This window comes from Embleya sp. L77, assembly GCF_055557415.1.
The window spans coordinates 3,568,398-3,594,872 of sequence record NZ_CM145710.1 but is presented as its reverse complement, the minus strand read 5'-3'; the positions used below and the strand labels follow the sequence as shown (position 1 = coordinate 3,594,872).

General features: G+C 71.2%; 20 protein-coding genes, 1 tRNA gene and 2 pseudogenes. 8 read left to right on the top strand and 15 right to left on the bottom strand.

Translation table 11 applies throughout. The annotated features are described in order from the left end of the window. Window positions 1-49 precede the first annotated feature (49 nt). A complete protein-coding gene (locus tag ACZOOI_RS45385; RefSeq protein ID WP_465282666.1) occupies window positions 50-445 on the bottom strand; it encodes a TY-Chap domain-containing protein in 396 nt (131 codons plus the stop codon). 467 nt (window positions 446-912) lie between these two features. Between ACZOOI_RS45385 and ACZOOI_RS45380 the strand changes: the two genes are divergently transcribed. Continuing rightward, entirely contained in the window at window positions 913-1,230 is a 318-nt protein-coding gene (locus ACZOOI_RS45380) for a hypothetical protein (protein WP_465282665.1), read from the top strand. A gap of 787 nt (window positions 1,231-2,017) precedes the next feature. Here the strand turns inward: ACZOOI_RS45380 and ACZOOI_RS45375 are convergent. From ACZOOI_RS45375 to ACZOOI_RS45350, 6 genes are all read right to left on the bottom strand, one after another. Then, on the bottom strand, window positions 2,018-3,979 hold the full coding sequence (locus ACZOOI_RS45375; protein ID WP_465282664.1) for a DUF3732 domain-containing protein: 1,962 nt from the start codon (window positions 3,977-3,979) through the stop codon (window positions 2,018-2,020). 4 nt (window positions 3,980-3,983) lie between these two features. After that, window positions 3,984-4,469: a three component ABC system middle component gene (locus tag ACZOOI_RS45370; RefSeq protein ID WP_465282663.1), complete on the bottom strand. Its 486-nt coding sequence runs from the start codon at window positions 4,467-4,469 to the stop codon at window positions 3,984-3,986. A 27-nt stretch (window positions 4,470-4,496) separates the two neighbouring features. After that, on the bottom strand, window positions 4,497-5,684 hold the full coding sequence (locus ACZOOI_RS45365) for an ABC-three component system protein (RefSeq protein WP_465282662.1): 1,188 nt from the start codon (window positions 5,682-5,684) through the stop codon (window positions 4,497-4,499). A 271-nt stretch (window positions 5,685-5,955) separates the two neighbouring features. Beyond that, a complete protein-coding gene (locus tag ACZOOI_RS45360; RefSeq protein WP_465282661.1) occupies window positions 5,956-6,585 on the bottom strand; it encodes a hypothetical protein in 630 nt (209 codons plus the stop codon). After that, a complete protein-coding gene (locus tag ACZOOI_RS45355) occupies window positions 6,561-6,908 on the bottom strand; it encodes a hypothetical protein (protein ID WP_465282660.1) in 348 nt (115 codons plus the stop codon). Before ACZOOI_RS45355 ends, ACZOOI_RS45360 begins: the two co-directional genes overlap by 25 nt. Before the next feature lie 3 nt (window positions 6,909-6,911). Beyond that, window positions 6,912-7,490 (bottom strand): hypothetical protein, encoded by a 579-nt coding sequence (locus ACZOOI_RS45350; protein WP_465282659.1) that lies wholly within the window; start codon window positions 7,488-7,490, stop codon window positions 6,912-6,914. A 169-nt stretch (window positions 7,491-7,659) separates the two neighbouring features. On the opposite strand from ACZOOI_RS45350, the gene ACZOOI_RS45345 reads away from it, so the two are divergent. The 3 genes from ACZOOI_RS45345 to ACZOOI_RS45335 all read left to right on the top strand — a co-directional run bounded on the left by ACZOOI_RS45345 (window position 7,660) and on the right by ACZOOI_RS45335 (window position 10,119). Next, window positions 7,660-8,268, top strand: coding sequence for a DUF6461 domain-containing protein (locus tag ACZOOI_RS45345; protein ID WP_465282658.1), 609 nt, complete (start codon window positions 7,660-7,662; stop codon window positions 8,266-8,268). A 226-nt stretch (window positions 8,269-8,494) separates the two neighbouring features. Beyond that, window positions 8,495-9,283 carry a hypothetical protein gene (locus ACZOOI_RS45340; protein ID WP_465282657.1) on the top strand — a complete coding sequence of 263 codons (789 nt, stop codon included), beginning with the start codon at window positions 8,495-8,497 and terminating at the stop codon, window positions 9,281-9,283. 527 nt (window positions 9,284-9,810) lie between these two features. After that, window positions 9,811-10,119 (top strand): hypothetical protein, encoded by a 309-nt coding sequence (locus tag ACZOOI_RS45335; RefSeq protein ID WP_465282656.1) that lies wholly within the window; start codon window positions 9,811-9,813, stop codon window positions 10,117-10,119. Window positions 10,120-10,285: 166 nt separating this feature from the next. On the opposite strand, the gene ACZOOI_RS45330 is transcribed toward ACZOOI_RS45335, so the two are convergent. Then, window positions 10,286-11,317 (bottom strand): LbetaH domain-containing protein, encoded by a 1,032-nt coding sequence (locus ACZOOI_RS45330; protein ID WP_465282655.1) that lies wholly within the window; start codon window positions 11,315-11,317, stop codon window positions 10,286-10,288. A 221-nt stretch (window positions 11,318-11,538) separates the two neighbouring features. On the opposite strand from ACZOOI_RS45330, the gene ACZOOI_RS45325 reads away from it, so the two are divergent. Further along, window positions 11,539-12,888, top strand: coding sequence for a helix-turn-helix domain-containing protein (locus tag ACZOOI_RS45325; RefSeq protein ID WP_465282654.1), 1,350 nt, complete (start codon window positions 11,539-11,541; stop codon window positions 12,886-12,888). Window positions 12,889-13,589: 701 nt separating this feature from the next. Here ACZOOI_RS45325 and ACZOOI_RS45320 read toward each other — a convergent pair. Beyond that, window positions 13,590-14,093 (bottom strand): annotated as a pseudogene (locus tag ACZOOI_RS45320) (DUF6461 domain-containing protein); the annotation flags it as partial. Window positions 14,094-14,123: 30 nt separating this feature from the next. On the opposite strand from ACZOOI_RS45320, the gene ACZOOI_RS45315 reads away from it, so the two are divergent. Together ACZOOI_RS45315 and ACZOOI_RS45310 are read left to right on the top strand one after the other, a co-directional pair. Beyond that, window positions 14,124-14,201 (top strand) — tRNA-Met (locus ACZOOI_RS45315). Window positions 14,202-14,602: 401 nt separating this feature from the next. Beyond that, window positions 14,603-15,322: a hypothetical protein gene (locus ACZOOI_RS45310; RefSeq protein WP_465282653.1), complete on the top strand. Its 720-nt coding sequence runs from the start codon at window positions 14,603-14,605 to the stop codon at window positions 15,320-15,322. A 192-nt stretch (window positions 15,323-15,514) separates the two neighbouring features. Here ACZOOI_RS45310 and ACZOOI_RS45305 read toward each other — a convergent pair whose 3' ends face one another. The 6 genes and pseudogenes from ACZOOI_RS45305 to ACZOOI_RS45280 all read right to left on the bottom strand — a co-directional run bounded on the left by ACZOOI_RS45305 (window position 15,515) and on the right by ACZOOI_RS45280 (window position 24,125). Beyond that, the gene (locus ACZOOI_RS45305) at window positions 15,515-15,976 is read right to left on the bottom strand and encodes a hypothetical protein (protein WP_465282652.1); all 462 of its coding nucleotides are present in this window, start codon (window positions 15,974-15,976) and stop codon (window positions 15,515-15,517) included. Between the two features lie 415 nt (window positions 15,977-16,391). Further along, window positions 16,392-17,174 carry a DUF6461 domain-containing protein gene (locus tag ACZOOI_RS45300; RefSeq protein WP_465282651.1) on the bottom strand — a complete coding sequence of 261 codons (783 nt, stop codon included), beginning with the start codon at window positions 17,172-17,174 and terminating at the stop codon, window positions 16,392-16,394. 876 nt (window positions 17,175-18,050) lie between these two features. Then, window positions 18,051-21,489, bottom strand: a pseudogene (locus ACZOOI_RS45295) (DNA polymerase III subunit alpha). 213 nt (window positions 21,490-21,702) lie between these two features. Next, entirely contained in the window at window positions 21,703-22,737 is a 1,035-nt protein-coding gene (locus tag ACZOOI_RS45290) for a zinc finger domain-containing protein (protein ID WP_465282650.1), read from the bottom strand. Beyond that, the gene (locus tag ACZOOI_RS45285) at window positions 22,734-23,345 is read right to left on the bottom strand and encodes a helix-turn-helix domain-containing protein (RefSeq protein WP_465282649.1); all 612 of its coding nucleotides are present in this window, start codon (window positions 23,343-23,345) and stop codon (window positions 22,734-22,736) included. Before ACZOOI_RS45285 ends, ACZOOI_RS45290 begins: the two co-directional genes overlap by 4 nt. Window positions 23,346-23,735: 390 nt before the next feature. Next, a complete protein-coding gene (locus ACZOOI_RS45280) occupies window positions 23,736-24,125 on the bottom strand; it encodes a hypothetical protein (protein ID WP_465282648.1) in 390 nt (129 codons plus the stop codon). A gap of 589 nt (window positions 24,126-24,714) precedes the next feature. Between ACZOOI_RS45280 and ACZOOI_RS45275 the strand changes: the two genes are divergently transcribed. Then, window positions 24,715-26,289, top strand: coding sequence for a serine/threonine-protein kinase (locus tag ACZOOI_RS45275; protein WP_465282647.1), 1,575 nt, complete (start codon window positions 24,715-24,717; stop codon window positions 26,287-26,289). Window positions 26,290-26,475 lie beyond the last annotated feature (186 nt).

Here is a 26,475-nt window from a genome sequence, read left to right as displayed (position 1 = left end):
AGCGTCTCAAGGCCCAGCCCGTACAGGATCAACATGCAGTCGCTCCTGTTCAGCCACGCCGTGTGGCGCAGATCGTCCAACTGCACGTTTTGCGCGCGCAGGGTGGCCACCAGCATCCGAGCCGCGGGCACCGCGTCCCGGGGCCGGGGGTGCGGGAGATCGAGGATGTGGAATTCGGCCTCGGGCCGGGCCGCCAGCCCAGTCTGGCGAGTGTGGACGGGCTCAGCACCGCGGTGCTCGCCTCCAGGTGCAGCAGCCGACCGCTGCAGATCAACTGCACCACGTTCGGGTTGTCCTGGTCCGTTCTCGGCCGCATCACCAGGACCAGTTCGTCGTCCAGTCGGCCCATGTCCCCCACCATCGCCGACAGCGTCTCCTCCAGCCCCCGGCCGAACTCCTCCCAACTCTGGGCCCGGTGGTCGCCCGGCAGGAACACGTCCTCCATCCCGCGCGGCCGAGTTCAAGAGCCTGCCACACGCCGAGTTCGGCGACCGCGTCGTCGCGTTCGCTCCACCTGGAGACCTGGTACTCGTGGTTCTCGACCACCACCGCCGCCAACAGCGCCAACCGCACCGCTCCCCTGCCCCACTCGAGCTCCAGAAGGGTCTCCTCACGGCGCCAACGCAACACCGGCCCGGGCCCGCGCCGGATCGGCGCAGGCCCGACGCGCCTCGACCGCCCTCCTGCCCGCCTCGAACACCGCTCCAAGGACGGCCTCGTCCTCGCTACGCGCCAACTCGCACTCCAACAGGGTGAAGCAGCCCTCACGCGGCGAACCGTGGACATGACCTCGGTGGGCGAAGGTCCATCCGCCCGACAACGGCCCCTCGAGCCGAACCGCAGCGGTACGCCCGGCTGCTCGCGGCGCTGACCCGGCCGACTGCCCTGGCGCTCCTGCCCGCCGCGAGCCGGATGTGGGACCACCACAAGGGCTCGGGATGGACGCTCGTGCTTCCGGCGCTCGCCCAGTGCCTGCGTGCGGGCACGCTCACGCCGGACGACCTGCTGACGCATGCCGCGGCGGCCCCGTTCCTGCTGTCGGCCTTCGGCGACGAGCAGCGGAGCCGGGGGAAACTGCGGCCGCTCGCCGGGCCGTTGCGTACGCTCGTCGACGCACACCTCGGCGAGGATCCGGACGCGTGGACGATCGCAATGCGGCTGCTGCCGGACTTCGCGGACTCGGTCTACGAACTCCTCGCCACCGCCGGTCGCGCCGCCGGTCGTCCGTGATACCGCACCGGTGATCGGCGACGCGCGCCGCGTCGAATCGGTGGTGGCCCGGCGCGAATCGCTCGACCGGGGGCGCCCCCCGACCGAGCGATTCGCCGGACTCCCGCGTCAGGCGTACCAACCCCACTGCTTGACACGCTTGTAGCCGCCTCCGGGGCAGTACATGCTGATCCCGCGTCGGTCGCCGAGCCAGGGTCCATTGTTGTAGTTCAGTTGCTTGACCATGGACCCCTTCTTGCACTGGATGCTGGCGCCGTAGCGGGCCGGACCGTGGCCGTCGCACCAGAGGTTGGCGGATGTGGACGTCTGCCAATTCGTGTGACACTTCGGCCCGCTCAACGCCGCCGCCGGCGGTGCGTCGGCCGTGGGTGCGGCCATGACCGGCGTCGACGGCATCGCGATCGCGACGGCTGCCGCCGCTGTGACGAGTAACGTGCGTGCGCGCATGGGAATCTCCCTCTCGGGTGTCGACGAGGCCGCGGTACCCGGGTTGCCGGGTGTCGGCCTCGGAGAAGACGACACTACGGTCCGTCGCCCGCGCGGTCGTCCCGCGCTCGTTCGACTTTGCGGCTGCACCCTGCGCGGCAGGTCCGTCCGCGACTCGACCCCCGGCGGTATACCCGCACCCGCCCGCTACGCCTTCGGCCGGCCGGGGAGGGAACCTTTCTCGGAGGTTCGGTCGCTGTCGACTCCACCGAACCCGACGCAGCACTCCCTACACCCGCTCCACTTCCGGTGCTCCCACCAAGGATTCGGGCCCGAATTTGTCACATCGACCGGACGGGTCCTAGCCGTTGCGGGCGGCTTCGTCGATCCATTCCTGGGGGATCAGCTTCTCGCCATGGCGCCAGTTGTGGACGACGGATTCTTGGAACCAGTCTTCGGCCAGGTTGGCGTGGTCGCAGACGATGATCTGCATGTCGGGGGCGAGTTCACGGGCGACATCGTGGATGAGGCGGAAGAGTCTGCTGACTGCTTCGCGGTCGGTGTCGTCGCTGGGGGCGCCGGAGCGCTGGTCGACTTCGGAGCGGTACCAGACCTGGGTGGGCTGGTCGAGCATCAGGATCCGTGGGACCGGGCGGTGTTGGCGGACGAAGTAGCGGTGCAAGGCGAGGTGGGCAACCAGGTGGTAGCCGACCCAGTTTTCCCCGCTGCCGATGCGGAAGAGGGGCGCCGGCCCTTGTTCGGTGTCGGCGACCACCGTGAGGCGGCTGAGGTCCAGGCGCACGCTGCTGTCGCCGTGCTCGAGTTCCAGCCGGTTGGACCACGCGGTCATGTCCTGACTGATGGCGACCAGGCGTGAGGTCACCTGTTCGCGCTCTTCTGCGGGGTCGAGTTCGGCCTCCAGTGTGCGGACGTGGCCGAGCGCGAACTCGAACAGTTGCCCCAGGCGATGCAGTTCCGCCTTCGCTGTCGAGGGAAGCGTGGCGAGGGTGGCGTGGATGCGGCCGCGGGTGAAGTCGTGGCGCGAGTCCTGCGGAAGCTGGTCGCCTGCGGTGGTCGCCGCTGTGATGGCGCGCAGCGCTGCCTCGACGTCGCGGAGTTCGGTGCGCAGGGTGGTGCTGCGTTCGTCCAGGGCGGTGAGGGCGGAGCGGCGCGCCGGGCGCGCGGCGTCGATGGCCTGTAGTTGATCGCTCAGGTGGCGCAGGCTCTGGTCGAGTTCGGTGACTGAGGGGTCGGGGTGGGTGAGTTGGTTGCCGCAGAGCGCGCATGTGGTGGTGGCGTCGTTGCCGTCGGGGGTGAGTGCGAGCAGGTTCAGGCTGGTCAGGCGCGCGGCCTGGGTACGGACTGCGCCTTCGTAGCCGACTTCGCTGGATTCCTGTTGGAGGAGGATCTCGCGTTCGGCTGCGGTGGCCCTGAGTTGATTGCGCAGGGAGTCGCGCCGCTGCTCCAGCTCGTGGTTGCGGGTGGCGGTTTCGCGGTCGGAGCCGACGTCGGAGGTGGGCGTGGTGGGGACGATGGCAGCCTGTAAGGCTGCGACGGCGGTGGGCCTGTCCGGCTCCTCCAACCTGTCGACGAGGCCGAGCGCGTAGGCCTCGCGCCAGAGCACCGACAGGGTTACGCCCGACTGTTTGTCTGCGTCCATCGCGCGCCGGTAGGCGGTCTCGGCGTTCTTCAGTTCTCGTTTGGCGGCGCTCAGTTGGGCGCGTCGCAGGGCCTGGTCGCGGGGAACGGCGCCGAGGAAGTAGGGGATGGTGTCCTTGAGGGTTTGCGCCATGCCCTGCTCACCCTGTCGGTGGAACAAGAGGTTTCGGTCGGCGATCTCGCTCTGCCGCTGAAGGCACAGCATCGTGGCGTGACCGAGGTGGGCCTCGACGTTGTGGCGCGCCGACCCGGCCGGGGGCTCGTGCAGGTTCTCCTCGATACCGATTCTGCGGCCGAGTTGCTCTCGGACCGCGTCGGAGTCCAGGTTGGCCTCGAGTTCGGTGTAAGGGAGGGGCGCCAGGTTCGAGCCGAAGCGGAGCATTGCCCGCTGGGTCGAGCTCTTGCCGGGAAGAGGCGCGGGGCGTGCGACGAAGGCCTGCCCGCCGTTGAGGTCGAGCACGGCCGCGTACCAGGCGACGGTCCGGGTGATCGGGCCGATGGGCATCTGAAGGCTGTCGCGGCCCAGGCAGTACTCCAGGATGTCCAGGAGGGCGCTCTTGCCGGTCTTGGACTCGCCGGTGACCACGTTGAGCGAACCCGGCTTGAACTCCAGGACCCGCTGGGCGCCCGTGGTGCTGTAGAGGATGATCGCGAGCAGCTGCACCGGATCAGGGTGCCACGCCCAGCAGCGCGAGGACAGTTGCGGGGCTGTCGGTCTTCGAGAGCCAGCGGCCGACCAGGTTGGCCTTGCGCAGGATCAGATCCAGCTCTCGGGGGCTGCGAAAGCCCTTGGGTCGTCGGCGGGGAACGGCGGCGAGCCGGTCCTCCTGCAGGCTGAGGATTTCGTGGGCGAGGCCGAAGCGCAGGCCGGCGCGCACGGGTTCGACCAAACCGACCGCGCGTTGGGGCAGGCCTGCACGCAGTACCGGGTTCCGCGACACCCAGGTGGCCAGGTGGGTCGCGGTGGACGCCGGCAGTGCTTCGCGGGTGCCGCGGTGCAGCACCATCGGCGCGGCGACGAACGACAGTACCCACGGCACGCCCGTGCCGGCCTCTTTCGCGTGTCCGTCGGCTGTGGTGGCAAGCACTGCGGCGATGAGCGCGGGGTTGAGCATCGTCGCGACGACGGACGGCCGCTCGTTCCACGTCGTCACGATGTCTCCTCGTGGTCCGGGCGGCGTTCAGGCATGGACGTGCAGCAGTTGTGCGATCCGGTCCTTGAAGTCGGCATGCCAGCCGATCCTGCCGGAGTCCGCCAGCGCGTGCCGGTGGCCGCGGGCGAAGAACGGGTCGTTGTAGCGGGATCGCACAGTGATCCCCGTCTGCGCGAGCAGAGTACGCAGGAGCGCCTTGCCGGCGTCCTGCTTGGCCTTCTCGTCGGTGTCGGAGTCCAGGCCGTCGAGCATCCACTCGAACTCGCGCTCCCACTCGTCGATCAACTCGGCTTCGAAGCGGCCCAGTTCGGAGACCCCGATGAGGTCCTCGTCGACCCATTGCACGGCCTGGGTGTATGCGCGGTAGTAGTCGACGATCGCCTTCTGCAGGTTCCGTGGGGGGTAGGCCACCCACTCCATCTGCTGGACGAACGGTCGGCCGCGGTACCGGGCGCCGATCGAGTCCTCGTCGACGTCGGCGAGGTGGACGAGGGTGGGCACGTTCTCGCGGGTGAACCGGTCACGGATCTCGGCGATGGCCGCCTGTGCGGCACCCACGTCCAGGCCGCCCAGGCGGCCTTGCAGCAGCGCCAGGGACTGCTCGTCCCACCACTTCCACACCATCGCGAGGAACATCTCCTCGTGGCCGGTGGGCAGAGTCCACTGCAGCGCCGCACGCACCGCCTGGTGCACGTCCTCGGCGTGCGGCGATCCGTCGGCCACCCGGATGCGATGCAGCAGGGTCCGGCGCTCCGACGGGGCCAGAGCGAGGAATTGGCGGCGGGTGTCCCGCGTGTCCTTGGCCCCCTCCTCGTCGGCCGTCTCCTCCAGAATCCTCAGGGCCTGCACCTCGTCGCGGCCCACCGAACGCAAGAGCGACATCGCGCTTCCGGTGGCGGCGACTTGCGTGGTGACCAGGATTAGATCGGGGCCGTTCGGGTCGCCGGGATTGGCCGTGTCCAGCCACACCTGGATCGTCTTCCACACGTCCATGGCCCGGTCGGTGAGCCGGCGAGTGCTCATCTGGTGGTGCTTGACCTGCAGCAGTTCGGTCGGGGTTCCCGCCCGGTCCCAGGCGATGTCGTCGTACAACTCCAGGGTGAGAGCCGAGTCGGGTCGCTGCGGACCGGCCCGCAGCAATTCGACCAGCGCCCACCAGGTCTGATGCTGGTAGCCGACGGCATTGGGGGCGGCATCGTGGGAACCCTTGGCCATGGCTCGAGTCTCCACCGCAGCAAACGATCACGTCCAGACGACAAACCGGACGCCGCCCGACCGGTCGTCACCGATTGCAGGACAGGCTCCGTTACGCCGGGCAGGCTGCGGCCGGCTTGGTCGTCGCGCGATTCGAGGACGACGCAGGGAGGACTCCCCGATCAGCAGCCATGGCGAACGTCGCGCGACCATGTGGTGAGAGCCTGCGGCGCTGGCGAAGCGGTGAGGTGGACGGCGCACGTCGCAGCCCGCTTTCTGTGGCCGGGCCGGTTCAGCCCGGGGTGGGGAGTTCGGCGGTGAAGGTGGTGGCCGTGGCGCGGATGCGCGCGGCGGGCATGGAGCCGGCGAGTGCGGCGACGGCCATGTCCACTCCGGGGCTGCGGGGGGCCGCGAACAGGGTGCGCAGGTGGGCCAGTCCGGTGCGGGCGGCATCGGCGCTGTCGGGGTGGTCCAGGATGCGCTTGCAGCGGGCGGCCGCGTCGTCGGGGTCGGTGGCGACCATGAGTTGGAGGATGTCGCCGGCGTCCTTGTCGCGGAGCCGGTCGGGGGTGGCGAGGCGTTCGGCGATCTTGGTGGCCTTGGAGCAGAGCACGGCGGCGGGGCCGGCGACCTTGACCGGGATGCGGCGGGGGTCGGTGTCGGGGGTGTGGCTGGTGACGGTCATCGGGTCGTTGTCGACGAGGACCGGTTCCAGGCCGGAGACTTGGTGGGCCGCCCAGCGGCCGTGGCCGGCGACGTTGGCGCCGTTGCCTTTGCGGCCGGCGAGGCCGGCCGGGACGAGAAGGTCCACGCAGACCGGTGCCGGGACGCCGGCGACGAGTTCGGTGCGTTCCCAGATCCCGGGCCGGCGGCGGGTCCCGTGGAGGCCTTTGGTCTTCAGCTCGAAGCCGGCCTTGCACATGGCTTCTTCGAGTTTCGGGTCGTCGGCGAGGCCGCGCGGGTCCAGACCGAGATCGCCGTCGGAGGTGTGGTCGCGCCCGGTAGCGGGTCCGCCTGGGCGCGCAGGTGGACGGCCTGGGCGCCGACGATGATCAGCGCGTGACGGTGCTCCTCGAGAGCGTCGAGGGCGTCCAGGAGGACGCGGCGGGCGGTGACGGAAAGCGCGTCGAGATCGACACCGGGCGGAACGCGGGACATGCGGGGCGACCAGCCCCGCTTGTCCTGCGCGAGCAAGGTCGCCCGCAGCGGGGGCTCGGACGCCACCTGCGAGGACGTCTTGTCCAAAATTCAAACCTGGACTGGCGTGCACCACAGCACCGGCAGATCAGGGGTGTCGTACCAGGGCGTGTGGTGGATGGTGCCGTCCTGGGCAACGGTGACGATCAGTCCGAAGTCGTAGACCTCCGGCTTGCCCAGGGCCGCCCACCACGTGTGCGCGGCTTCGACTTCGCCCCACAGCGCGCGCGGACCGGCCTGCCAGACCGCCGAGGCCTGTCGGGCGTCGTGGTGGAAGGTCGCGGCCGCGACCGACAGCCCGGTGGCTTCGGCGGCCGCGCCACGGGCGGGCAGGCTGTAGAGCCACACCATGGTCGCGTCAGTGCTCGGGGCGATGGACTTGGCGCAGTCGGGGACGGCCAGGCCGACGGCGAACTCGCGTGCGTCGTACGCCCCGCCGGTGACCTCCCCCAGCGTCAGCGCCGGTGCAGAGATGCGTGCGTGGTCGGTCCAGCCGGGCGGGGTATAGGCGGCGTGGCCGGGCCGGTTGGGGCACTGGTCGCGCAACTGCACCCGGTAGGGGCCGACACCACCGCCCGCGAAATCACCGACCTCAACCGCGACGTCGACGGAACACTGCGCGGATGGCACCGGGTCACCACACACCGACTCGCCGCCTCCGCCACGGGCGCATGACGCGGACCCGCCGACCCGCCGACCATCGTGCACCTTGGCCGTCGGGAGGGAGAAGGGTCGTGTCGGCTCGCTCGGGTAGCGTCCCGAGTCCCGCGACGGTCGAACCATGCCAAGGAGCCGAGCCGTGAGTAGCGACACCGTCGAGTGGCTGCAGGACTCCTACTTCACCGAGTTCGGCTACTGCGTGACCTTCGCACGCAGGCTGTCGGCGACGGAGCTGCTGCGGCGCATGGGCTGCGACGTGACGCGCACGGCCCGCAAGAGCGTGATCGACGCGAACCACTGGATCGAGGACGTCGCCGAGGAGTTCGGCCACCGGGCGGTCGCGGACAAGGAGAGGGTGATCCGGGCCGGCGAGGCCGACGGGTGGGCCTTCGCCGTCGAGGACGCCGGCACCCGCGGCACCCACCACGACGTCCTCGCCGCCGTGTCGGCCGGCACGGTGGCCCTGAGCACCTTCGAGAACATCAACGCGCTCACGATGTTCCACTACGCGCAATCCGGGGACGTGGTGTGCGGATTCGACCGGCCCCGCGACCGCCGGGGCTCCGACCCCAATCGGCTGGTACCGCACCTGACCCGCGCGGGCCTGCTGCTCCCCGACGGAACCCAATCCGACCACGGCATCGACGAACGACAACGCCTCACCCACCGCATGATGCACACCGAGTTCGGCACGACCCTGCCCCGCGAGGACGTCGAGCACGGCGAACTCCTCGCCGCGATGCATTGAACCCCGGCCCACGCCCATCCCGGGAGCGTCTCCTCGGCTTCGCCCATGAGTTGCATCCCGGTGCGCTCAAACCGATTGAACAGCACGTTGGCCGAGAGATCTCGGCCGAGACGGGAGCGATCCTGGGCGTGAGCGACCAACGGGCCCGGGACCTGCTCAAGCAGGCCCGAAAACTCCTGCGCCGGCAACTCGCCGCCCAGGCCGGACCGGACGACGGGAGGACCTCGTGACCATCGACACCCACGGGCTCGACGACGACACCCTCGACACCCTGCTGGCGCGTGCGGACGCCGAACTCCTGACATACGCACGTTCACGCGTCGATCCCACCACCGTCCTGCTCGCCCTCCTGGACGAGACACCGAACATCGCGAAAGCCGGTCGCGAGGACGCCGCCCGACGCATGCCCACGTGGGCCGAGGCGCTCGAGAACCGCCGCATCGCCTGCCGGATGGAGAAGCTGGTCGACGCGTATCTCACGCGACTGGAGGACCTGGAGAGGCGATTCGACGCCGAGACGGACGTCGAGCGGGCCGTAGGGGAATGCGCCAGCGAACTCGACGCCCTGTGGACCCTCGCCCTGCGGATGGACGTTCCCCACGGCGAGGCGGACCTTCACGACATCCTCGCGTGGTCGCGGGACCTGTTCGACGATCTGACGAAACCGGCGCCCCGACCGGAAACGCCCATGGTCCGCCCCGTCGGGGACGACACCGCCCCGGCCGTGTCGAGGGCGGACTTCGACCGGCTGCACAGCGCCGCCTACATGGCGATGAGCACGACCGAACGACGGATGTACCTCATGCTGCGGGAGACCGTGGACGTCTCCGACGCGGACCTGTCCGCAATGGTGTTCCCGGACCTGGAGGTCTTGGAGAACGTCGTGTGGACCGACGCCACACGATGGCACCCCACAGCCCGCGACGCCGTCCGCGAGTGCTCCCACGTCATCGGCGAAGGCGTGTACCGGATCCACACCCAGGGCCTTCGAGACCGCGACCACGCATGCGTGTGACGACCCGTACCCGCCCGACACGAACGGCCCGCACCCCGATCGGCCGATGACACCGTGGCCCGGCCGCCGCACACACGGCGGCCGGGCCACGCCCTCGGAGACGATCCCGGGACATCGCAGGAGCGCCGAGCGGGGCCTGTGAACCCGGCTTCGGCGAGGCCGTGTTCGTCGGCCCGGAACAGGCCACGCAACCCCGACTCTCCACGGGTGTTCGGCGCCAGCGCCGGACACCGCCGATGTCGGCCAACGGCCGTACGGTCCGGGCTGTGACGAGTGATCAGTGGCAGCCTCTGTCCCGCCGTGAAGCGGCCCTTCCCGCCGACGAGACCGTGTACGACGGTGTCCCCCCGCACTTGGAGATGGCCCTTCGGGACTGGGTGGAGCGTGTCGTGCCCACGGATGCCTTCCGCTCGGCGGCGGCAATCGCAGCGGACCGACAGGCTCGCGATTCGGGTGGCGGGCGCAACTCCTGCACCTTCCCCGACGGTTGGACACGCGCCGGATGCGCAGGTCGTACGATCCGTGGCATGGCAGGACTTGCGACGGTACGCGCGTGCGACCAAGACCATGTCGTCCAGTACCCGGAGACCCTGGACGCCACGGCCATCGAATCGATGCGGGAGTTGGCGTTCTGCTCGACGTGTGAGTGCGGCACGGTGCACTTCGTCGTGGTGTGGGCCGGGGACCGTACCCGAGTCATGGCATCCGGCGGCCCCGAGGTCCTCGAGAAGTTCGAAGCCCAGACCTGGCCGAAGGCGACGCACACGGACGAGCACGGTGCCTTCTTCTACCGGGTCGTCGACAATCCCCTCGCGGTCACCCTCTTCACGAGCTGATCACCGGCTCTGCACACTCCATCAGGCGCTGGACGTCACAGCACACCCGCGACGAAGGCCGCACGGCCACGGACAAGTTCGCGCGACGCCACCACGGCTCCCGCTCGTCGGCCGTCGCACCGCCCGGGTCACCGATTTCCCCGCCGGTGACCGTGCGGCAGCCGTTTCATCCGTCCGCCCGGTCACCGGTCGGAGGTACACCCGGTGCGCCGCACCCGACGGGAACCCCGGGCGGCCCCGGTGCAGTTCGTGGTCGACGACGGCCAGGCCCGCCCTCGGACGGCCGCTGCCTCCGAAGGTGCGACTCGACGCCCGTGGAAGGCGAGTCGGCCGAGCCGAGCGCGGCTCGCCGGCGGGAGCCGCGCTCGACGGGGGCGATGTTCTTGCCGCCCTGGATAGTGGCGGTGCCGGTGAGCGGGGTGCCGCCGGTGATCCGCAGGACGTCCGTGGTTTGGGTCGCCGTGGTGATGGGGCGTGTTGTGATCATAAGGTCACCTGATTCGGGTGCCCGCGGCAGGACGCCGCCGACGTGGTTACGGGGGAAGATCACCGTGCCGGGGCCGATGAGAGTGGCGGGGCTGAGAACGGTTGCGGCGGGGAGGGCGACGTCGTCGCCGATCACCGCGCCCAACTTCGTCTGGCCGGTGCCGATGCGCTCGTCGTCGAGGACGAGGGTGATCTCGTCGGTGGCGGGTTCGGTCACCGGGCCGGTGACGCGCATGCCGGTGGTGGTGCAGAACGCGCCGACGTTGACGCCGTGGCCCAGGATCGAGTCCCCGACGAACGCCTGGTGCACCATCAGCACTCGGCCGGCCAGGAGGCTGCGGGTGATCTCCGCGCCGCCCGCGATCCGGCAAGCCGGGCCGATCACGGTGTGGTCGCGGATCACCGCGCCGGAGCCGATCACGGCGCCGGCGCAGATCAGCACGGGACCCGTGATCGTGGCGCCGGCCTCGATCCTTGCCCCGTCCTCGACGCGGATAGCTCCGGTCAGGCGCGCGTCGGGGTGGACGTCGGCAGTGTCGGCGATCGTGGCGGTGAGGTGGGCCAGGTCGGCGGCAATAGCCGGCTTGACGTCGAACACGGTGGCGCAGCGAGGCAGCAGGTCGGCGATGTAGCGGTGTGTGGTCCGGCGGGGGTCGATGTAGTACGCGGGGGTGAGGCGTTCGTCGGGGTGGTGCGGGTTCGGGGTGCGCACGGTTGCTCCTCGTGCGGTGGGGCCGGACGGCATGGTGGCCGCCTCGGACGCGGACCGGGAGTGGGTACCGCGTGGTGCCATCACGCCCCGGATGGGGTCGTCGCGTCCCGGCCGGGAACGCATGGCGCAAACCCTTTGCGTGTTGTGCAAAGCGGTTCATCGTGGGGGTGTGCGGGTGCTATCACTGGGAGTTCCTGCACCGGCAGGCGAGGAGGTCGTTCGTGGCCACCGTCAGGCAACAGCGGCAGCGCCCGGGTTCGGGCACGCGGGTACGGCAGGCTCGGCTGGCCCGGGCGTGGACGCTGGCCGAACTCGGTCGGCGTGCCGGATACTCCGCCGCGCAGGTCTCCCGGTACGAACGCGGCCTCGCGCCGTTGACGGACGTCACGGTCATCCGGCGGTTCGCCCACGCGCTGGAGTTGCCGGTCGAGGACTTCGGGCTCGCGCCCGCGCCGGCGTTACCGCGATCGCGTCCGGCCGCGAGTGGATCGTTTCCTGGGTTGCCGGGTCCTACTGTGGTGCGCGAGGAACCACGAGAGGGCGAGAACGTGCGCAGACGACGCCTGTTGGCGAACCTGGCGGCCACCGCCTCCCTCCCTCTCGTCGGGGCCGGAGGCGCGCGGACGCCGGCGTCGGGCGATGTCCTGGTCGCGCGGGTGCGCGATGCGATGCTCGGCCTGGACACAGCGCCGCCGACGACCACTACGGCGCGGGTGCGCGGCGCGTTGGCGGTGGCCATGGGCGACTATCACGCCGGTCGTTACGGCGCGCTCGCGGAACGTCTGCCGTGCCTGGTCGCGGCCGGCCACGCCCTGGCCGACGCCACCGCGAGCGCCGAGCACCAGGCGCTGCTCGGGGAGGTCTACGTGCTGACCACGCGCATGCTGATCAAGCTCGACGACGTCCAGTTGGGGTGGATGGCCGCCGACCGCGCCCGCACCACCGCCCACGCAGGCAACAGCCCTCTCGTCGCGGCGGAGGCCGCCCGCAACCTGGCCGTCCTCGCCCGCAAGGCCGGATGGCACGAACAGGCCATGCGCATCGCGCTCGACGCCGCCGACCACCCCACCCTGCACGGCCCGTCCCCGCGCTTCGCCGCCGAACGCGGACTGCTCCTCCAGTCCGCCGCGTACACCGCCGCTCGGGCCGGGGACCGCGAGGGGATGCGTGAACTCACCGACGAGGCGGCCGCCGTCGCCGTCCGCCTGGGCGGGGTCATGCTCCGCGACCACGGCGGCGGTTTCGGGACCTCGACCGTCGCTCTCCACCGGATCTCCGCCGAGAACGCCGCAGGTGACCCCGGCGCGGCCGTCGCCGCCGCCCGCACCATCACGCCCGCGGCCCTGCCCACGGTGGAGCGCCGCTGCCGCTACTTCACCGACGTCGCCACCGCCTACGCCCGCTGGGGACGCCGCGACCAAAGCCTGCACGCACTCCTGAACGCCGAACGCTGCTCCCCCGAGGAAACCCACACCCGACCCGCCGTCCGCGCCCTCGTCACCGGACTCCTCGTCGGCGGGCGCACCACACCCGAACTCCGCGCACTCGCCACACGCTGCGCCATCACCTGACCATCGGCGAGGCGCGGCTGGCGCAGGCGGATCGGTGGGCGCTCAGGTTCGTTCGGGCCGATGCCGAAGGGCCGGTGCGGAGCACGCCCCTGCCGGTGCCGGGCGCGTCGAACCGATCGCGACTTCTCGGCTCGGTGGGCGGGATCGACGCTGGTTCGTCCGAGTGAACACGCCCTTCGACTCGGGCCGGGCACAGGGGCACGCGTTCGCGTGCCGGTCCGCTCCTCGTCGCGACCGGCCGCACCGCCACCGAGCACCGCCACGGCGCGGACGGCATCGAGGACACCCCCGACACCGCCCTGGTGGGCGAAGCTCTCGCCCCGGGCCCCGAATACGAGTATGCCTTCGACCTCGACGACAACCGCGGGCAAGTGCGTCGTCGCCACCGAGCCCGTCGATCCGGAGAAAGCGGTGGGATCGTCCCAGACCGGCCGCTGCCCTACCCTCGAGCCGATCCTCGATCCCGAGTCGTGGCCCGAGGGTCCACAGCGGGGACGAGCGTTTGCGGCTCCTCGGTACGTTGCCGGCCGAGAGGGGCCCAGCACCTGGTTGGGTTCCCGGGTCGGGGTTCGGTACTTCGCTGCGAGGAGTTCGCCGAACTCGGCGTCTGCGCGGGGCAGTGTCGTGCCGAACTCGGTGTGCATCATGCGGTGGACGAGGCGTTGTCGTTCGTCGATGCCCAGGTCGGGTTGCGTCCCGTCGGACAGCAGCAGGCCCGCGCGGGTCAGGTGGGGAACCAGCCGATCCGGGTCGCTGCCCCAGCGGTCTCGGGGCCGGTCGAACCCGCACACCACGTCCCCGGACTCCGCGTAGTGGAACATCGTGAGCGCGTTGATGTTCTCGAAGGTGCTCAGGACCACCGTGCCGGCCGACACGGCGGCGAGGACGTCGCGGTGTGTACCGCGGCTGCCGGCGTCCTCGACGGCGAACGCCCACCCGTCGGCCTCGCCGCCCCGGATCACCCCCTCCCTGCCCGCGACCGCGGCGTGGCCGAACTCCTCGAGTCGTCGATCGCCTGCGCCAACCGGTGGAGCGTGTGTGTGGGACGCGCCGCGAACACGCGTCCTGGTCGCCGTTGTGCAACGAGGCGCATCCGCCGTCCGATGGCCATCCCGGGCCGGCGATCTGCAAATTCGGGGATTGGGCACCAGTAGTGGGCCGCCCGGGGCGACGGCCCGGCACGGAGAAAATGGGGACGCGCTCATCGCCGGGAATCCGTAGACTGGTCGTACCGACGCGGGGTGGAGCAGCTCGGTAGCTCGCTGGGCTCATAACCCAGAGGTCGCATGGTTCGAATCCTGCCCCCGCTACCAGTGTTGAGGAGTCCGGCCGGTGGCCGGGCTCCTGCTTTTTGTGTGCTCGGGTCGTCAGTGGGCGATGCCTTTGTCGAGGACGCCGGTGGAATACGGACCGGAACCGGGCAGCGTTGTCGAACCGGTGACTTCGACCCGAACGGCGGACACCGGAGTGCCGGCCGGCTCGATACCGAGAGTGCCGGGGGCGGAGGATCATCGGCTCTGTACCAACGCCGTCGGCCTGTAATGGAGTTGTCGTCGGTAACGGCCTCGACCGTGGCCGCCGGGCCCGGCCGTGCGTCACGCGCCGGGACGGGGGCTTGCCGCGTCGTGGCACACCAAGCGGATGTGCGCGGCGGATGGGTTGCGAGTGCGCAACGACCACCGATGCGGGCGCGGTTGCGGGCCACGATGGGTGCATGTCTTCGCGTCCCGATACGCGGCCGATGGGTGGTTGCCTGTTGTGGCTCGGCCGGTTCGTCCTGGCCGTGATCACCCTGGCGGTCGTGACCTTCCTCGGCGGGCTCTACGCCTGTCAGCGGCAGTTCGCGGCGGACGAAAGGGAGAGGGAGGCGCACGAGAGGCATCGCGCGGAGGAACGGCGTGCCCGGATCGAGGTGGAGGAGCCTTTCCGGGTCTTCGGCCGGCCGACGAGTGCGGAGTTCGAGCGCTTCGTCTTCGACCGGTGTTGGCGCGACACTACACCACGGATCAAGCCGCAGGCGGGCATGGTGGGCGTGGTCTGCACCTCCACGCTCGTGTACTTCTACGGTGCGGACGATCCCACGATGTCGACGGCCGAGTTCGGGCGCGAGGCGCGAAGGCTCGGGTCGACGCCCGACACGGCGACCTGGGCGCGGCCACAACCGGTTCCGGACCTGCGCCCCCCGGACCCGACGCCCCCGCCGGGGGCGGACGAGCAATACGGCCCGCTCGAAGGGAGCGGGAGCAGCCCGGACGCCAAGCCCGTGCGTTGGCAACATGCCTACACCGAGCACCCGTTCGTCGTCCGCGCATCCGTGACGATCCACTACCGGACCGAACGCACCAAGCCGAAACCCACCCCGCCGCACACCCCGATGTTCCCCCAACCACCCGCGACCTGCGCAGGCGGCAACCGCCCGTGGAGCTGCCTGTGACCCGCGACGGCTTCTCCTCGCACATGCCCGCCCGGGCGGGCATGTGCGCGCCCGAACTTCGTGACCATTCCGGCGAGGCGCCTCCATGGGCCGCCGCAGATCACCCGGGCCGCGAAGCCGCCGCCGACGGCGCGGGATGCGCTGAACCCATGGGCCGTCGCCGAGGGCGAGAACCTCCGACGGCACCATGCCTCAGCCCGGCAGCGGCCACACAGTGACGTGGACCAGGATGCCCTTGCCGGTGGGGAAACGAACGGTGTCGATACGGGCGACACGATTGTTGTCGGTGCGCACGCACAACACGCTGTCGCGCCCGACCCGATTGGCCGCGGCCGTGCCCTGGGGGCCCAGGAGGTCGCGACAACCGCGCTCGTCCGGCATCCGCCCCGGCGCCACCACGGCGAGGTTCGTGCTGTTCGACGCGACGAAGACCTCGACGTAAGTCCCGTAGGACGCGCCGATTCTCACGTCGCTCGCCGGCGCGTTCCGGTCGAGCAGGTCGACCTGGACAACGGGAACGGCGTCGAGATCGACCGCGCCCAACAGGACGTCCCCGCTCCACTGGGCGCCCCCCTGACCCGACGGCACCGCACTCGTCGCGGGTGCCCCGCCGGCCGCCGGCGGCAGGGCGCCCGCCGTGACTGTCGCCGTCACCGTCACGGTACTCGTGACCGCCGGGGCCGCCGAGCCGTCGGAGGCGTTTTGCACCTGACACCCCCGAAGAACCCGGCACCCACCAACGCGGCCACCAACGTGACCACGGCCGGGGCGTTGTCCCAGAACCGCTGACCACCCCTGCCCGACCGATCGTCGACCGGTATGCGTCTCCCACCGTCGTCCCACCGCTGCGTCACCCGAACCCCCCGCATCCACACAACCCCACGGCACCGACGAGGAACATCCTGCCGTGCGTTCGCCGAACGGCGAGCGCACTACGGTCGCGCGCACCCGTCCTCGCGGGGAGGGCGGACCGTGCGATGCCCCGGCCCGCCACGGGCCGCTGCCCGGTCGTGTGGCGGACCCATCACACGCGTCGCGGGCTTCTCGCGCGACGCGTCCGGCCTGCTTCCTATGTTTCGTCCGGGCGGAGGGGCTCGTCGCGCTGAGCCCGGCAGTGCTCCATCGCGTGCTCGACCTGCTCGCGGGTCACTTCCTCATGCAAGCCCTCACCGTTCGCGTCGGTGAGGTCGATCACGACGCCGGTCCAATCCTCGGCGGGTTCCTCCGGGACATGCCCCAGCCGGTACGCGGAGGTGTCCAGCAGGTCCTCGGTCAGCCGCACACCGGTCAGCCGTTCGGCCAATGCCAGGACCGCGGCTTTGCGGTCGTACGTGTCGGCGTCGGACTCCTCCCCCCTGTCGAACCCGGCCTCGCGCATGAGCGGCACCAGGTCGTCGGGGGCGCTGCCATGGCGGACCGTGGGCCACTCGAACCCGGCCCGCAGTTCACCGTCTTCGTACCATTCGAACGTGTGGATGGGCTTTCCCCCGTTGCCGGCGTGCGTGACCGCGCGCGACCCCGCCGACAGGGCCTCCAGGAACCGCGGCTGCATGCCGATGCCTCCGTCGAAGTGCAGGACGAGGGTCCAGTCCCCGCCCTCGCCCGGCACCGCGCATACGCCGGCGAGGAAGGACTCGTCCCACTCGTCGGATCCGGCGAAAAGCTCCTCCTGGCGCTCGAAGAGTTCCTCCGCGCCCCGACACCCCCCGCGCGGCTCGGCACCCATCACCCGCAGCACCTCCTCGGGTGGGACACCCCGCACCAGCGTCAGGCAGTACCCGACGTCGATCCCCAGGGGGAACACGAACGAGGAACGTATCCAGCCGTAGTCGGCCGCAGTCGCCGCACTCATGCGCACACCCTCCCAACAACCACCGACACCAGGAACCCCCTCCCGAGAACGGCCCGCCCCCGCCCCACGACAGGCACGTCCGGCCGGGCGACGTCGGGCGCGACTTCCGGGCCCCTGCGGTCGCGAATCGACGTCGAACACGGCATCACCCACGCCGGCGGGTACGGCACCGGGGGGCGGACGGGGCGAAGTCGCCGATCACACCGCGCCGTCGGACTCGTGGACGAGCATCCCTCGGATCCCGTCCCGCTTCGGCCGCGCGTCGCCCGCACGGCCACACATCGACCGCCCGGGGGTGTTGCCGCCCGGGCGCGGTGATGCCGCGGTCGAACGGACGAGCAAGCGGACGCCGCCGTGGGTGGAGGGTTCACGTTCCGTCGGCGCCGGTTGTGTCGGGACGGGGGTGACACGACGTCGTGGGAGTTCGCCGTCTCCGGCAACTTCGACCGGACGTGTGCGCCGGAGGCGGGGCTGTCGCCGGGACCGCGTCACGGGTCGCGGTGTGACGGGGGGCCGCTCGCCGTCGTAATGAAGCGCTGGCGTTGCGGTGTCCTCGTGACCGCCGGGGCAGTGCTCGTCGTCACACCGAACAGACGCACCCCGGGCAACGGAGTCGCCCACCTCGATGTCCGATCCTGCCCTCGGATGTCGCTCGCACGTTCAGGCTCGCGTTATCACGAGGGTGGCTTCCTCGGGTTCCCGGCCCCGCTTTCATGCTCGACCTGTTTCGGTCCCTTCGAGCGCCTTCCTCAAGCGATGCCTCCACCATTGGGACATCTCGGGCGACGCGGACAGGCGTCGGATCAGGTCGTGCACGAGTGCCTCGTCGAAGCCTGACGTGGCCCCCATCTCGACGGCCCCGAACGCGTGTCGGGCTCAGCCGGCGCTCCCCCGGCTTCGGTGCCCGTAGCGGCTCAGGTCCGCGGAACGCTGCCCCGGGGGTTGGAGGTCGGCGTAGGGGTGCCGGCGGGCGCCGGTGCCGTGGACCAGGACGCGCCGCGGTTGGGCCGGGGTGGGGTGCGGGGCGGGCGCGCCGAGCAGGTCGAGCGCGGCCCGGGGGCCGTGGTCGCGTCGGGTGGCGGCGATCTCGTCGAGGTCCCAGGCCATGGCGGCGACGATCGTGCGTCGGCGGCCGCGGACCTGGACCTTGCCGCGGATCAGCAGCAGGCCGGAGTGGAACACGGTGTGCGCGCAGGAGTGGGAGTCCTCGAAGAAGGCGACGTCGACGAGTCCGGAGCCGTCGTCGAGGGTGACGAAGATGATGCGCCGGCCGGAGGCGATGGGCGGGGTCTGGGTGGAGGCGCGGACGCCGGCGACCAGGACGGTGCGGCCGGGGGGTGTGTCGGCGAGGTGGCGGGCGTCGACGGCGCCGATCTCGCGCAGGAGTCGGTGGTGGTGGTCCATGAGGTGGCGGGGGCGGGTGACGTCGATGCCCAGGATGCGCAGTTCCGCGCCGACGGCCTCGCGGGTGGTCATCTCCGGTAGGCCGCTGGGGGCGGTGGCGTCGAGTCGGCTGTCGGCGAGGGGGAGTTGGCCGTCGCCGGCCGTGCGGGTGCGGCGGTGGAGTTCGGGGAGTTGCAGGAGCAGGTCGCGGCGGGTGAGGCGTCCGTTGTGGAGGCCGTCGAGGGCGCCGATGCGGGCGAGGTGTTCGGCGGTGGGCAGGCTGGGGCGGGCGCGTTGCCACAGGTCCGTCAGGGAGGTGTAGGGGCGGCCGGCGGCGATGCGGGCGCATTCCTCGTCGGTGATGCCGCGCACCGCCGACAGGGCCAAACGCACACCCCACGTTCCGTTGGCGGCCTGTTCGAGAGTGTGGTGGGGGTGGGAGCGGTTGACGTCGACGGGCAGGATCGGCACGCCGTGGCGGCGGGCGTCGGCGACGATCACCCGGCGCGGCCACATCCCCGGATCGTGCTCGAGCAGGCCCGCGTACAACGCGGCGGGATGATGCGCCTTGAGCCAGGCGGACTGCAGCGCGGGGACGGCGAACGCCACCGCGTGCGCCCGGCAGAATCCATAGGCGCCGAAGCTCTCGACCACCCGCCACACCTCGTCGCGCACGTCGGGCGCGTAGCCGCGGGCGGTGGCGTGTTCGTGGAACCAGGCGCGGACCTGCGGCGTGCGTTCGCGGTCGGCCAGGGCGCGGCGGGCGACGTCGGCCAGGGCCAGGTCGCAGCCGGTCATGGTCACCAGGAGGCCCGATCTGTTCGTGCCAGATCGTGACGCCGTAGGTGTCGGCGAGGACGGGTTCCAGGTCGGGGTGGGGGTAGGTGAGGGCGGCGCCGTGGCGGGCGGCGATGTAGCGCTCGGGCATGCCGCCGGCGACCGGCCCGGGGCGGAACAGCGAGATGTCCGCGATGACGTCCTGCACGCCGCGCGGCTGAAGGCGGCCGAGCAGGTCCTGTTGGCCGGGGGATTCCAGTTGGAACATGCCGATGGTGTCGGATACCTGGATGAGCTTGAACGCGAAGAAGTCGTCGAGCGGCACCTGGCCGGGGTCGTCGAGGTCGATGTGTTGGCCGGTGGCGTGTTCGACCTCGGCCACCGCGTGTGCCATCGCCGACTGCATCCGCACCCCCAGCACGTCCAGCTTGATGAGGCCCAGGGCTTCGACTTCCTCCTTCGCGGCCTGGACCATCGGATAGCTCCCGCCCGGGGTGGGCTGCACCGGGAGGCGGTCGAGGAGGGTGGCGTCGGTGATGATCACCCCGCACGGGTGCATCGCCATCCCGCGCGGCAACGCGTCCAGGCGCTCGGCGAGGGCGAACAGAGGCCCGTACCGGGCCGCTTCCGCCGCCAGGGGCCGTAGTTCGGGCAGTTCCGCCAGCGCCGCGGTAATGCCCCGGGCGCGGATGTGCGGGAAGGACTTGGCGATGCGGTCGATGTCGCCCGGGGCCAGGCCCAGCGCGAGCCCGGTGTCGCGCAGCGCGTGCCGGGCCCGGTAGGTCTCCGGCATCGCGGTGACCGCGACCCGCTCCGGACCGAAGCGCTCGAAGATCCGGTCGTACACCTCCAACCTGCGCGCGGACTCCACGTCGAGGTCCACATCCGGCAGCGCCGAGCGCCGCTCGGACAGGAAACGCTCGAACAACAGGCCGTGCTCCAGGGGGTTGGCGGTGGCGATGTCCAGCGCGTGGCACACCATCGACCCCGCCCCCGAGCCGCGCGCCGCCACCCTGATCCCCAACGCCCGCACGTCCGCCACCACCTGCCCGACGGTCAGGAAGTACGTGGCGCAGCCCAGCCGCCCGATCACCTCGAGTTCCCGATCCAGCCGCTCGATCGCCGCCCGATCACGATCCAGGCCCCGGCGCGCCATTCCGGCCTCGCACCGCTCGCGCAGGACGTGTCCGACCGAGGTCGGCGTCGCGCCGACCACGGCCGGCTCCGGCAGATGCACACTCCCCACGCCCAGATCCCGCACCGGGCCGACCCGACACGCGTCCGCGGTGTCCGCGGTCTCGGCCAACAACCCTGCGGCCCGCCCGGGGCCGGAGCCCGCGGCGTGCACGATCCGGGTCGCGGCCTCGGCCATCGCGGATGGGTCCTTCAGCCACCGCTCGCCGCAGTCCAGCCAGTCCCGATGCCACCGGATCGGCCGCAGCAGTCGGGCGGCGTCCAGCACGTCGGCGACCTTGTGCAGGTCCGGGTCGGCGTAGCGCACGGCGTTGGTCACCACGGCCGCTACGTTGTTCGTGTCGGCGAGGTGCAGGGTGCGGGCGGCCAGGCGCAGCGAACCCGGTCCGGTGCCCGAGAGCCCGTAATACACGCACTCCAGGCGCAGGGCGTCACCGAACAGTTCACGCCACGGCGTCAACAGGCGCTCCGCGATGTCCGGGCGGCCGTCGGACAGGGCGCGCACCGGCTCCGATGTCGGCCCGAGAAGCACCGTCAATCCGGGCCCGGCGTGCTCGCGCAGCGCCGACCACTCCAGCGGGGGCGTCCCACCGGTGGCGTGTGCCGCCGAGGCCAGACGACACAGCCGCGACCAGCCCGCCTTGGCTTGGGCGAGGAGAGTCACGCGCAGCGGTGGTTCGGCCACGTGTGCGCCTCCGCGGGCAGGGGTGCGGCGGCGCCCGGCCCGGGGCGTTGGGGGCGCGGTGGGGGCGACGGCCACGTCGACGCCGAAAATCGGGCGCACCCCGTGGGTCGCGCACGCCTTCGCGAACCGGACGGCCCCGGCGACCGTGTCCCGGTCCGTCAACGCGAGAGCCGTCATGCCCCGCTCGGCGGCCCGCGCCGCCAAATCCTCCGGGTGCGAGGCGCCGTACCGGGCGGAGTAGCCCGAGGCGGTGTGCAGATGCGTGAAGTCGGCCATCGCACACCTCCGCCCTCAGCCACCTCCCTGTCCGAAAACCGCCTCTTGTACTCGGACATTAGTTCGAATGGTTCGAGGTTGCCAACCCGGCTCGTGTGACCGACAGCGGTGGTTGGCCAACTCCCTTGTCGGCCGTCGGGGCTTCGGACTACTCCCCTTCGGCGTACCCCCCCGGTGGCGAGGACGGCACCGGCTCGCGAACGGCTCTCGGCGTCAGATCGCCGCAGTCAGGCGCGGGGTGTGTGTCGCGCGGGCCGGCACCCCTCGGGGCGTCACGCATCCGGTCTCCGGCGCGGCGCGGCACTTCGGGCAGGGTGTGGCCCATGCGGGGTCGGGGCCGGGGGCGACGCGTTCTCCGGGCGGTACGAGGAGGTCCTGGAGGGCGGTGCGCAGTTCGCGCAGGGTCGCGGTGGCGCCGAGCAGGGGCAGGAATTCCGAGACGTGCCATCCCAGGGCGGCGCCCTGGCGGGACAGGTACAGGCTCAGGAAGCGGATGTGGTGGTGGTCGTCGAAGTCGAGCAGGAGGTATCCGGCGAGTTGGTACAGCTCGCGTGCGCCGAGCCGGGAGGGTTGTGTCGTCGCCTTGCAGTCGATCAGTTCGCCCGCGCACAGCAGGTCCGCGTCGGCCCCGCCGATGTGCGCGCTGCCGGCGAACACCGGCCCGCACTCCACGGGTTGCCCGATCAGCCATCCCAACGCCTCGCGGGGTTCGGCCAGGCGCAGTTGCGCGGTGATGTCGTCGACCGCCTGGGGTGTGACCTCGGCCAGGAGGGTGTCCAGGGTCGTGTCGGGGCCGGCCCGGTCGAGGGGGTCGCCGCGGTCGCACCCGCCCGAGCGGTACACGTGCTCGAAGTAGGAGGCGATCACGCACAACCGGATCAGCCGGTCCCCGTCCGCGCCGTCCAGGAGCAGCGGTGCGCCGGTGAACTGGTCGAGTTCGGCCAGGAGTCGGCTCCCGGCTCGTTGGATCGCCTCGCGTGTGGCGGGGGTGTCGGGGTGGTGGCGTTTGATGCCGTAGCGGACGGGGTCGCCGTAGGGGGTGCCGAGGGTGACGCGGATGCGGTGGTCGATCGTGTGTCCGAGCGTCCAGGCGGGTGTGGTGCATCCGGCCGCCGGTCGGATCGGTGGGGGCAGGTGCGTGGCCCAGCGGCGCAGTGCGGCGGCGGCGCGGGCCGCGTCGGGCAGGTGTGCGGTGAAGAATCGTGCCACGTCGGAATCGGTGTGCCGCAGTTCGCCGGTCAGACTCACGCTCGTATTGTGCGGTCGCTGCCGCCGTCGCGAGGGGCGTTTGGCGCAACGGGGTTCGCAGCTGACGTGTGACAAGGGGGGCGAGGCGTACGCCGACCGGTTCCGCGCCGTCCTCGGCCGGTTTCGTCGTTCCCCACCGCACTCCGGCACCGGCTGCGCCGGCGGCGCACCGGCGCCGTTTCGGGTCGGCCGAAATTGCCCGGCGGGTGTGGGTGCGTGAGACGCGCTCGACCACGCGCGCCGTGGAGACGAACGTCCTCGGGAAGCCCGCGCCGGTGTGGTCGCCGTTGACGTTGAGCCGCACGGTGATGGAGAACGCTCTCCTCCAGCACTATCTGCTGGATTCCTCGATAGCCGGCGGGCTGCGACTGGCGAGGCTCGCGGGGCTGTGGCGGGTGTATCTGCTGCGCGCGGGGCCGCCGCGTATCCTGGGCGGCGGCCAACCGCGGGAGCACCCCGGGTCGGGGGACGCGGGTGCCGGCCAGGTACAGGTTCACCGCGCGCTCGGTCACCCCGGCGGCCCGCGCGATCCGGGCGACCGAGGCGCCGGCGGCGGTTCGGGCCGCGCGCAATCGCGCCGCGTCGAATCCGTATCGGGCCTCGCTCACACCTGTCCCCCACCCACGTCCGGGGTGGTTCGTTCAGGGGTGAACACACCACGACCGACCACCGGGTGTCGGGGTTCGTTCAGGGGTGAACACACCGTTGCCCGGGCCCCGGTGCGAGGGTTCGTTCAGAGGCGGGCTTCCCACCGCTCCGCGCCGAGGGCTTCCTCGACCAGGCGCACCGCGCGTTCGGTCGCCGCGGCGCGCGATCCTTCGCACTCGTGGACGCGCAGCATTCGCGTCGACGTCGGCGGCCGGGAGCGTCGGGCCGATCTCGGCCCGCGCGGTGGTACCCGTGCCGCGCCGCGGCGAGCGCGGCCGACACATGCCGGCGCGCCATCCGGGCCTGCCGGGCCGGCTCCCGGGACGCTCGTCTCGCCGACCAACGTCGGGCTACCGCGGATGGTAGGAGTTCGCGATCTCCCCCACCGCGACCACCATCACGACCAGGCCGACGGCCCACGCGAGGACCGCGCCGTGGCGCAGGGCCCGCACCCGGGAGAGGATCGCCGCCGTCCCGGCGACGGCCAGGACCGGCCCGCCGAACCACGGGATCCGCCAACACAACGCCTGCCCCCTCGCCGTGCAGATCAGACCGTCCGCCGCCGAACCACACGGATCACTCGCCATCGCCCCCAGCGGCAGGAACAACATCAACACCCCGGTCGCCGCCCACAACAACACCAGCGACGACGCCACCAGCACGCCACGGCCCCCGGCGCTCGCCTCCGGTGCCCGCGTCCCGCCCATCGAATCGCGCCGCCCCAATGTCTTCGTCGTCATGCACCCACCCTCCCGGGCGAGGAAACACACCCACAGGGGTGACGTACTCGGCCAGGCGCGTCCACGTACTCAACCGACCGCGCTCACCCCGGCCGTCGCCACGCACGCGGGGCGCGACACAGGGCGGATACCGGGCCGCCTGCGGTGCGCGTGGACGCTGAGGGTCGCATCGGGCGAACGGCGCTCCGTGGTGGGTGGTCCACGTACTGTCGGCACGGCGTTGCGTCGGGACGGGCTCGACACGATGCCGTGGAAGTTCGCCGAGCCGGGCAACTTCGCGCGATCGTGCCCGTGGTGGATGACGCCCGCTCGAGCGTCCGGGAGTTCATGGCCCGGCTCGACCACGACCCGGACCGCCGGACTGAAGAGCACAGGTCAGCCACCTCTCTGTGCACTCCTGGGCGCAAAAGGCTGATGCGATCATGGCTCCTCTCGCAGGCATGGTGATCCCACGTCACCGTCGGGGCGTCGTGCCGATTCGGTCGCTCCAAACCGAAGCCGTTCCGGAATGAGCCCCGAGGTCTCCTCGGAGCCGCGCGGTGAGCCATACCCTGTTGGCCGGTATAGCCGTTGTCATCGGGGGTGGCGGGTGGAACGCGGGGAACTGGTCGCGGGACGTTACGAGTTGCTGAAACGGCTCGGCCGTGGCGGGATGGGCGAGGTGTGGGCGGGGCGGGACCGGGTGCTGCGCCGGGACGTCGCGGTCAAGATGCTGATCCTGGACGAGGCGGTACACGCGGACCTCCCGCGCCGGTTCGAACGCGAGGCGGTGGCCGCCGCCCAGATCAACCATCCGAACGTGGTCGCCCTGCACGACCGGGGAATCCACGAGGACTTGTGGTTCCTGGTGATGGAACGGGTCGAGGGCGCCGACCTCGCCGAGCACATCCGCGACGGGGAACCCATGGATCCGGCCCGCGCGCTCGACATCGCGCGGGAGATCTGCGCGGCGCTGGTCGCCGCGCACCGGGCCGGGGTCGTCCACTACGACATCAAGCCGCACAACGTGATGATCACCCCCGACGGTGGGGTCAAGGTCGTCGACTTCGGCATCGCCGGGTTCCTCCAGACCGCCCTCACCCTCGCCGCCTCCTCCCAACTCGCCCCCGCCGGCACCCCGCCGTACGGCGCGCCCGAACAGTTCCTGACCGAACGCGGCGACGCCCGCTCCGACCTGTACGCCCTGGGCAGCGTCCTGTTCGCCCTCCTCACGGGCCGACCACCGTTCACCGGCCACACCAGCTTCGCGATCATGCAACGCAAACTCACCGAGAACGCCCCACGCCTGGACACCCTCCGCCCCGACCTGCCGGCCGCCCTGACGGATCTGGTCGCCGAACTCCTGGAACGCGAACCCGACCGGCGACCCCAGACCGCCGAGGAGGTCCACGAACACCTGAGCCGACTCCGCACCTCTCTCGCCGCCGCCGGCGCGTCCACCGTCACCGCCAAGCCTCCGCGGGACACGACCCCACCCCGCACCGAACGCGAACCCGCTCGCGACGGTGCCTTCGAGATCTCCTGGACCGGCCAAGAACCGATCACCGACTACGCCCGTGGGAGACTCAAAAGCACCATCGTTCTCGCGCTCGGGAGCGTGATTCTCTTGGCGGTCACGGCGGCCGGCATCTACGGCGAGATCCCGGACGGCTTCGCCGGCGAAAACAGGGAGAGCAGCCCCTGGGACCTGCTGTTCGCCGTAGGGATCTTCACCCTGGTGGCGGGGCTCTATTGCCTCTACATTCTGGTGAACACCGCCTTCTTGCACGGGCGACACCGGCGTGCGTTCCGGACGAGGGCCCCCTGGTCCCTGCACATCGGCCCAGGCGGCATCACGACCATCGACAACTTCCGCCGTACGGTCCCCTGGGACCAGGTCAAGAAGGTCACCACGGAAATCATCGACGCCCCTGAGCTGTACACCTATACCGGACTGCACGTCCGCTTCGTCAAGGCCGCCAATGTCACCCCCCTACGCCCCGCGGGCTGGTTCTACCCCGGCGACGCTCCTCCCGGCACGGGAGACCGCATCCCCCTGTGCGTCCTCGGCCCACTGACCGAACACCAGCACTTCGAACTCACCCAGGCCCTCACCCGCCACGCCGGCACCCGGTGGCGTCCGAAACTCGGACACACAGGCGGAAACCCCACGGTGACTCGATGAGCCATGAGGTCGCAGCCCAAGCACGCCAACCACACGGAACGCGAGGAAGAACCAGATTGCTGGGATTGCGAGGTGTTACGCCCGAAGGGCGCCCCCCTGGGGGGCGCCCTTCGGGCGTAACACCTCGCAATCCCAAGAAGGCCGTGGACTCGGTCTGGCCGGAGCCGCGGAAGAAGCCGCCGCCGC

What these genes read in the sequence shown, in the direction of transcription:
- ACZOOI_RS45280 (WP_465282648.1), bottom strand. Translation starts at nt 24,125, where the DNA reads ATGACGACGAAGACATTGGGGCGGCGCGATTCGATGGGCGGGACGCGG.
- ACZOOI_RS45310 (WP_465282653.1), top strand. Translation starts at nt 14,603, where the DNA reads ATGTCTTCGCGTCCCGATACGCGGCCGATGGGTGGTTGCCTGTTGTGG.
- ACZOOI_RS45335 (WP_465282656.1), top strand. Translation starts at nt 9,811, where the DNA reads ATGGCAGGACTTGCGACGGTACGCGCGTGCGACCAAGACCATGTCGTC.
- ACZOOI_RS45385 (WP_465282666.1), bottom strand. Translation starts at nt 445, where the DNA reads ATGGAGGACGTGTTCCTGCCGGGCGACCACCGGGCCCAGAGTTGGGAG.
- ACZOOI_RS45300 (WP_465282651.1), bottom strand. Translation starts at nt 17,174, where the DNA reads ATGAGTGCGGCGACTGCGGCCGACTACGGCTGGATACGTTCCTCGTTC.
- ACZOOI_RS45365 (WP_465282662.1), bottom strand. Translation starts at nt 5,684, where the DNA reads ATGGCCAAGGGTTCCCACGATGCCGCCCCCAATGCCGTCGGCTACCAG.
- ACZOOI_RS45360 (WP_465282661.1), bottom strand. Translation starts at nt 6,585, where the DNA reads ATGTGCAAGGCCGGCTTCGAGCTGAAGACCAAAGGCCTCCACGGGACC.
- ACZOOI_RS45380 (WP_465282665.1), top strand. Translation starts at nt 913, where the DNA reads ATGTGGGACCACCACAAGGGCTCGGGATGGACGCTCGTGCTTCCGGCG.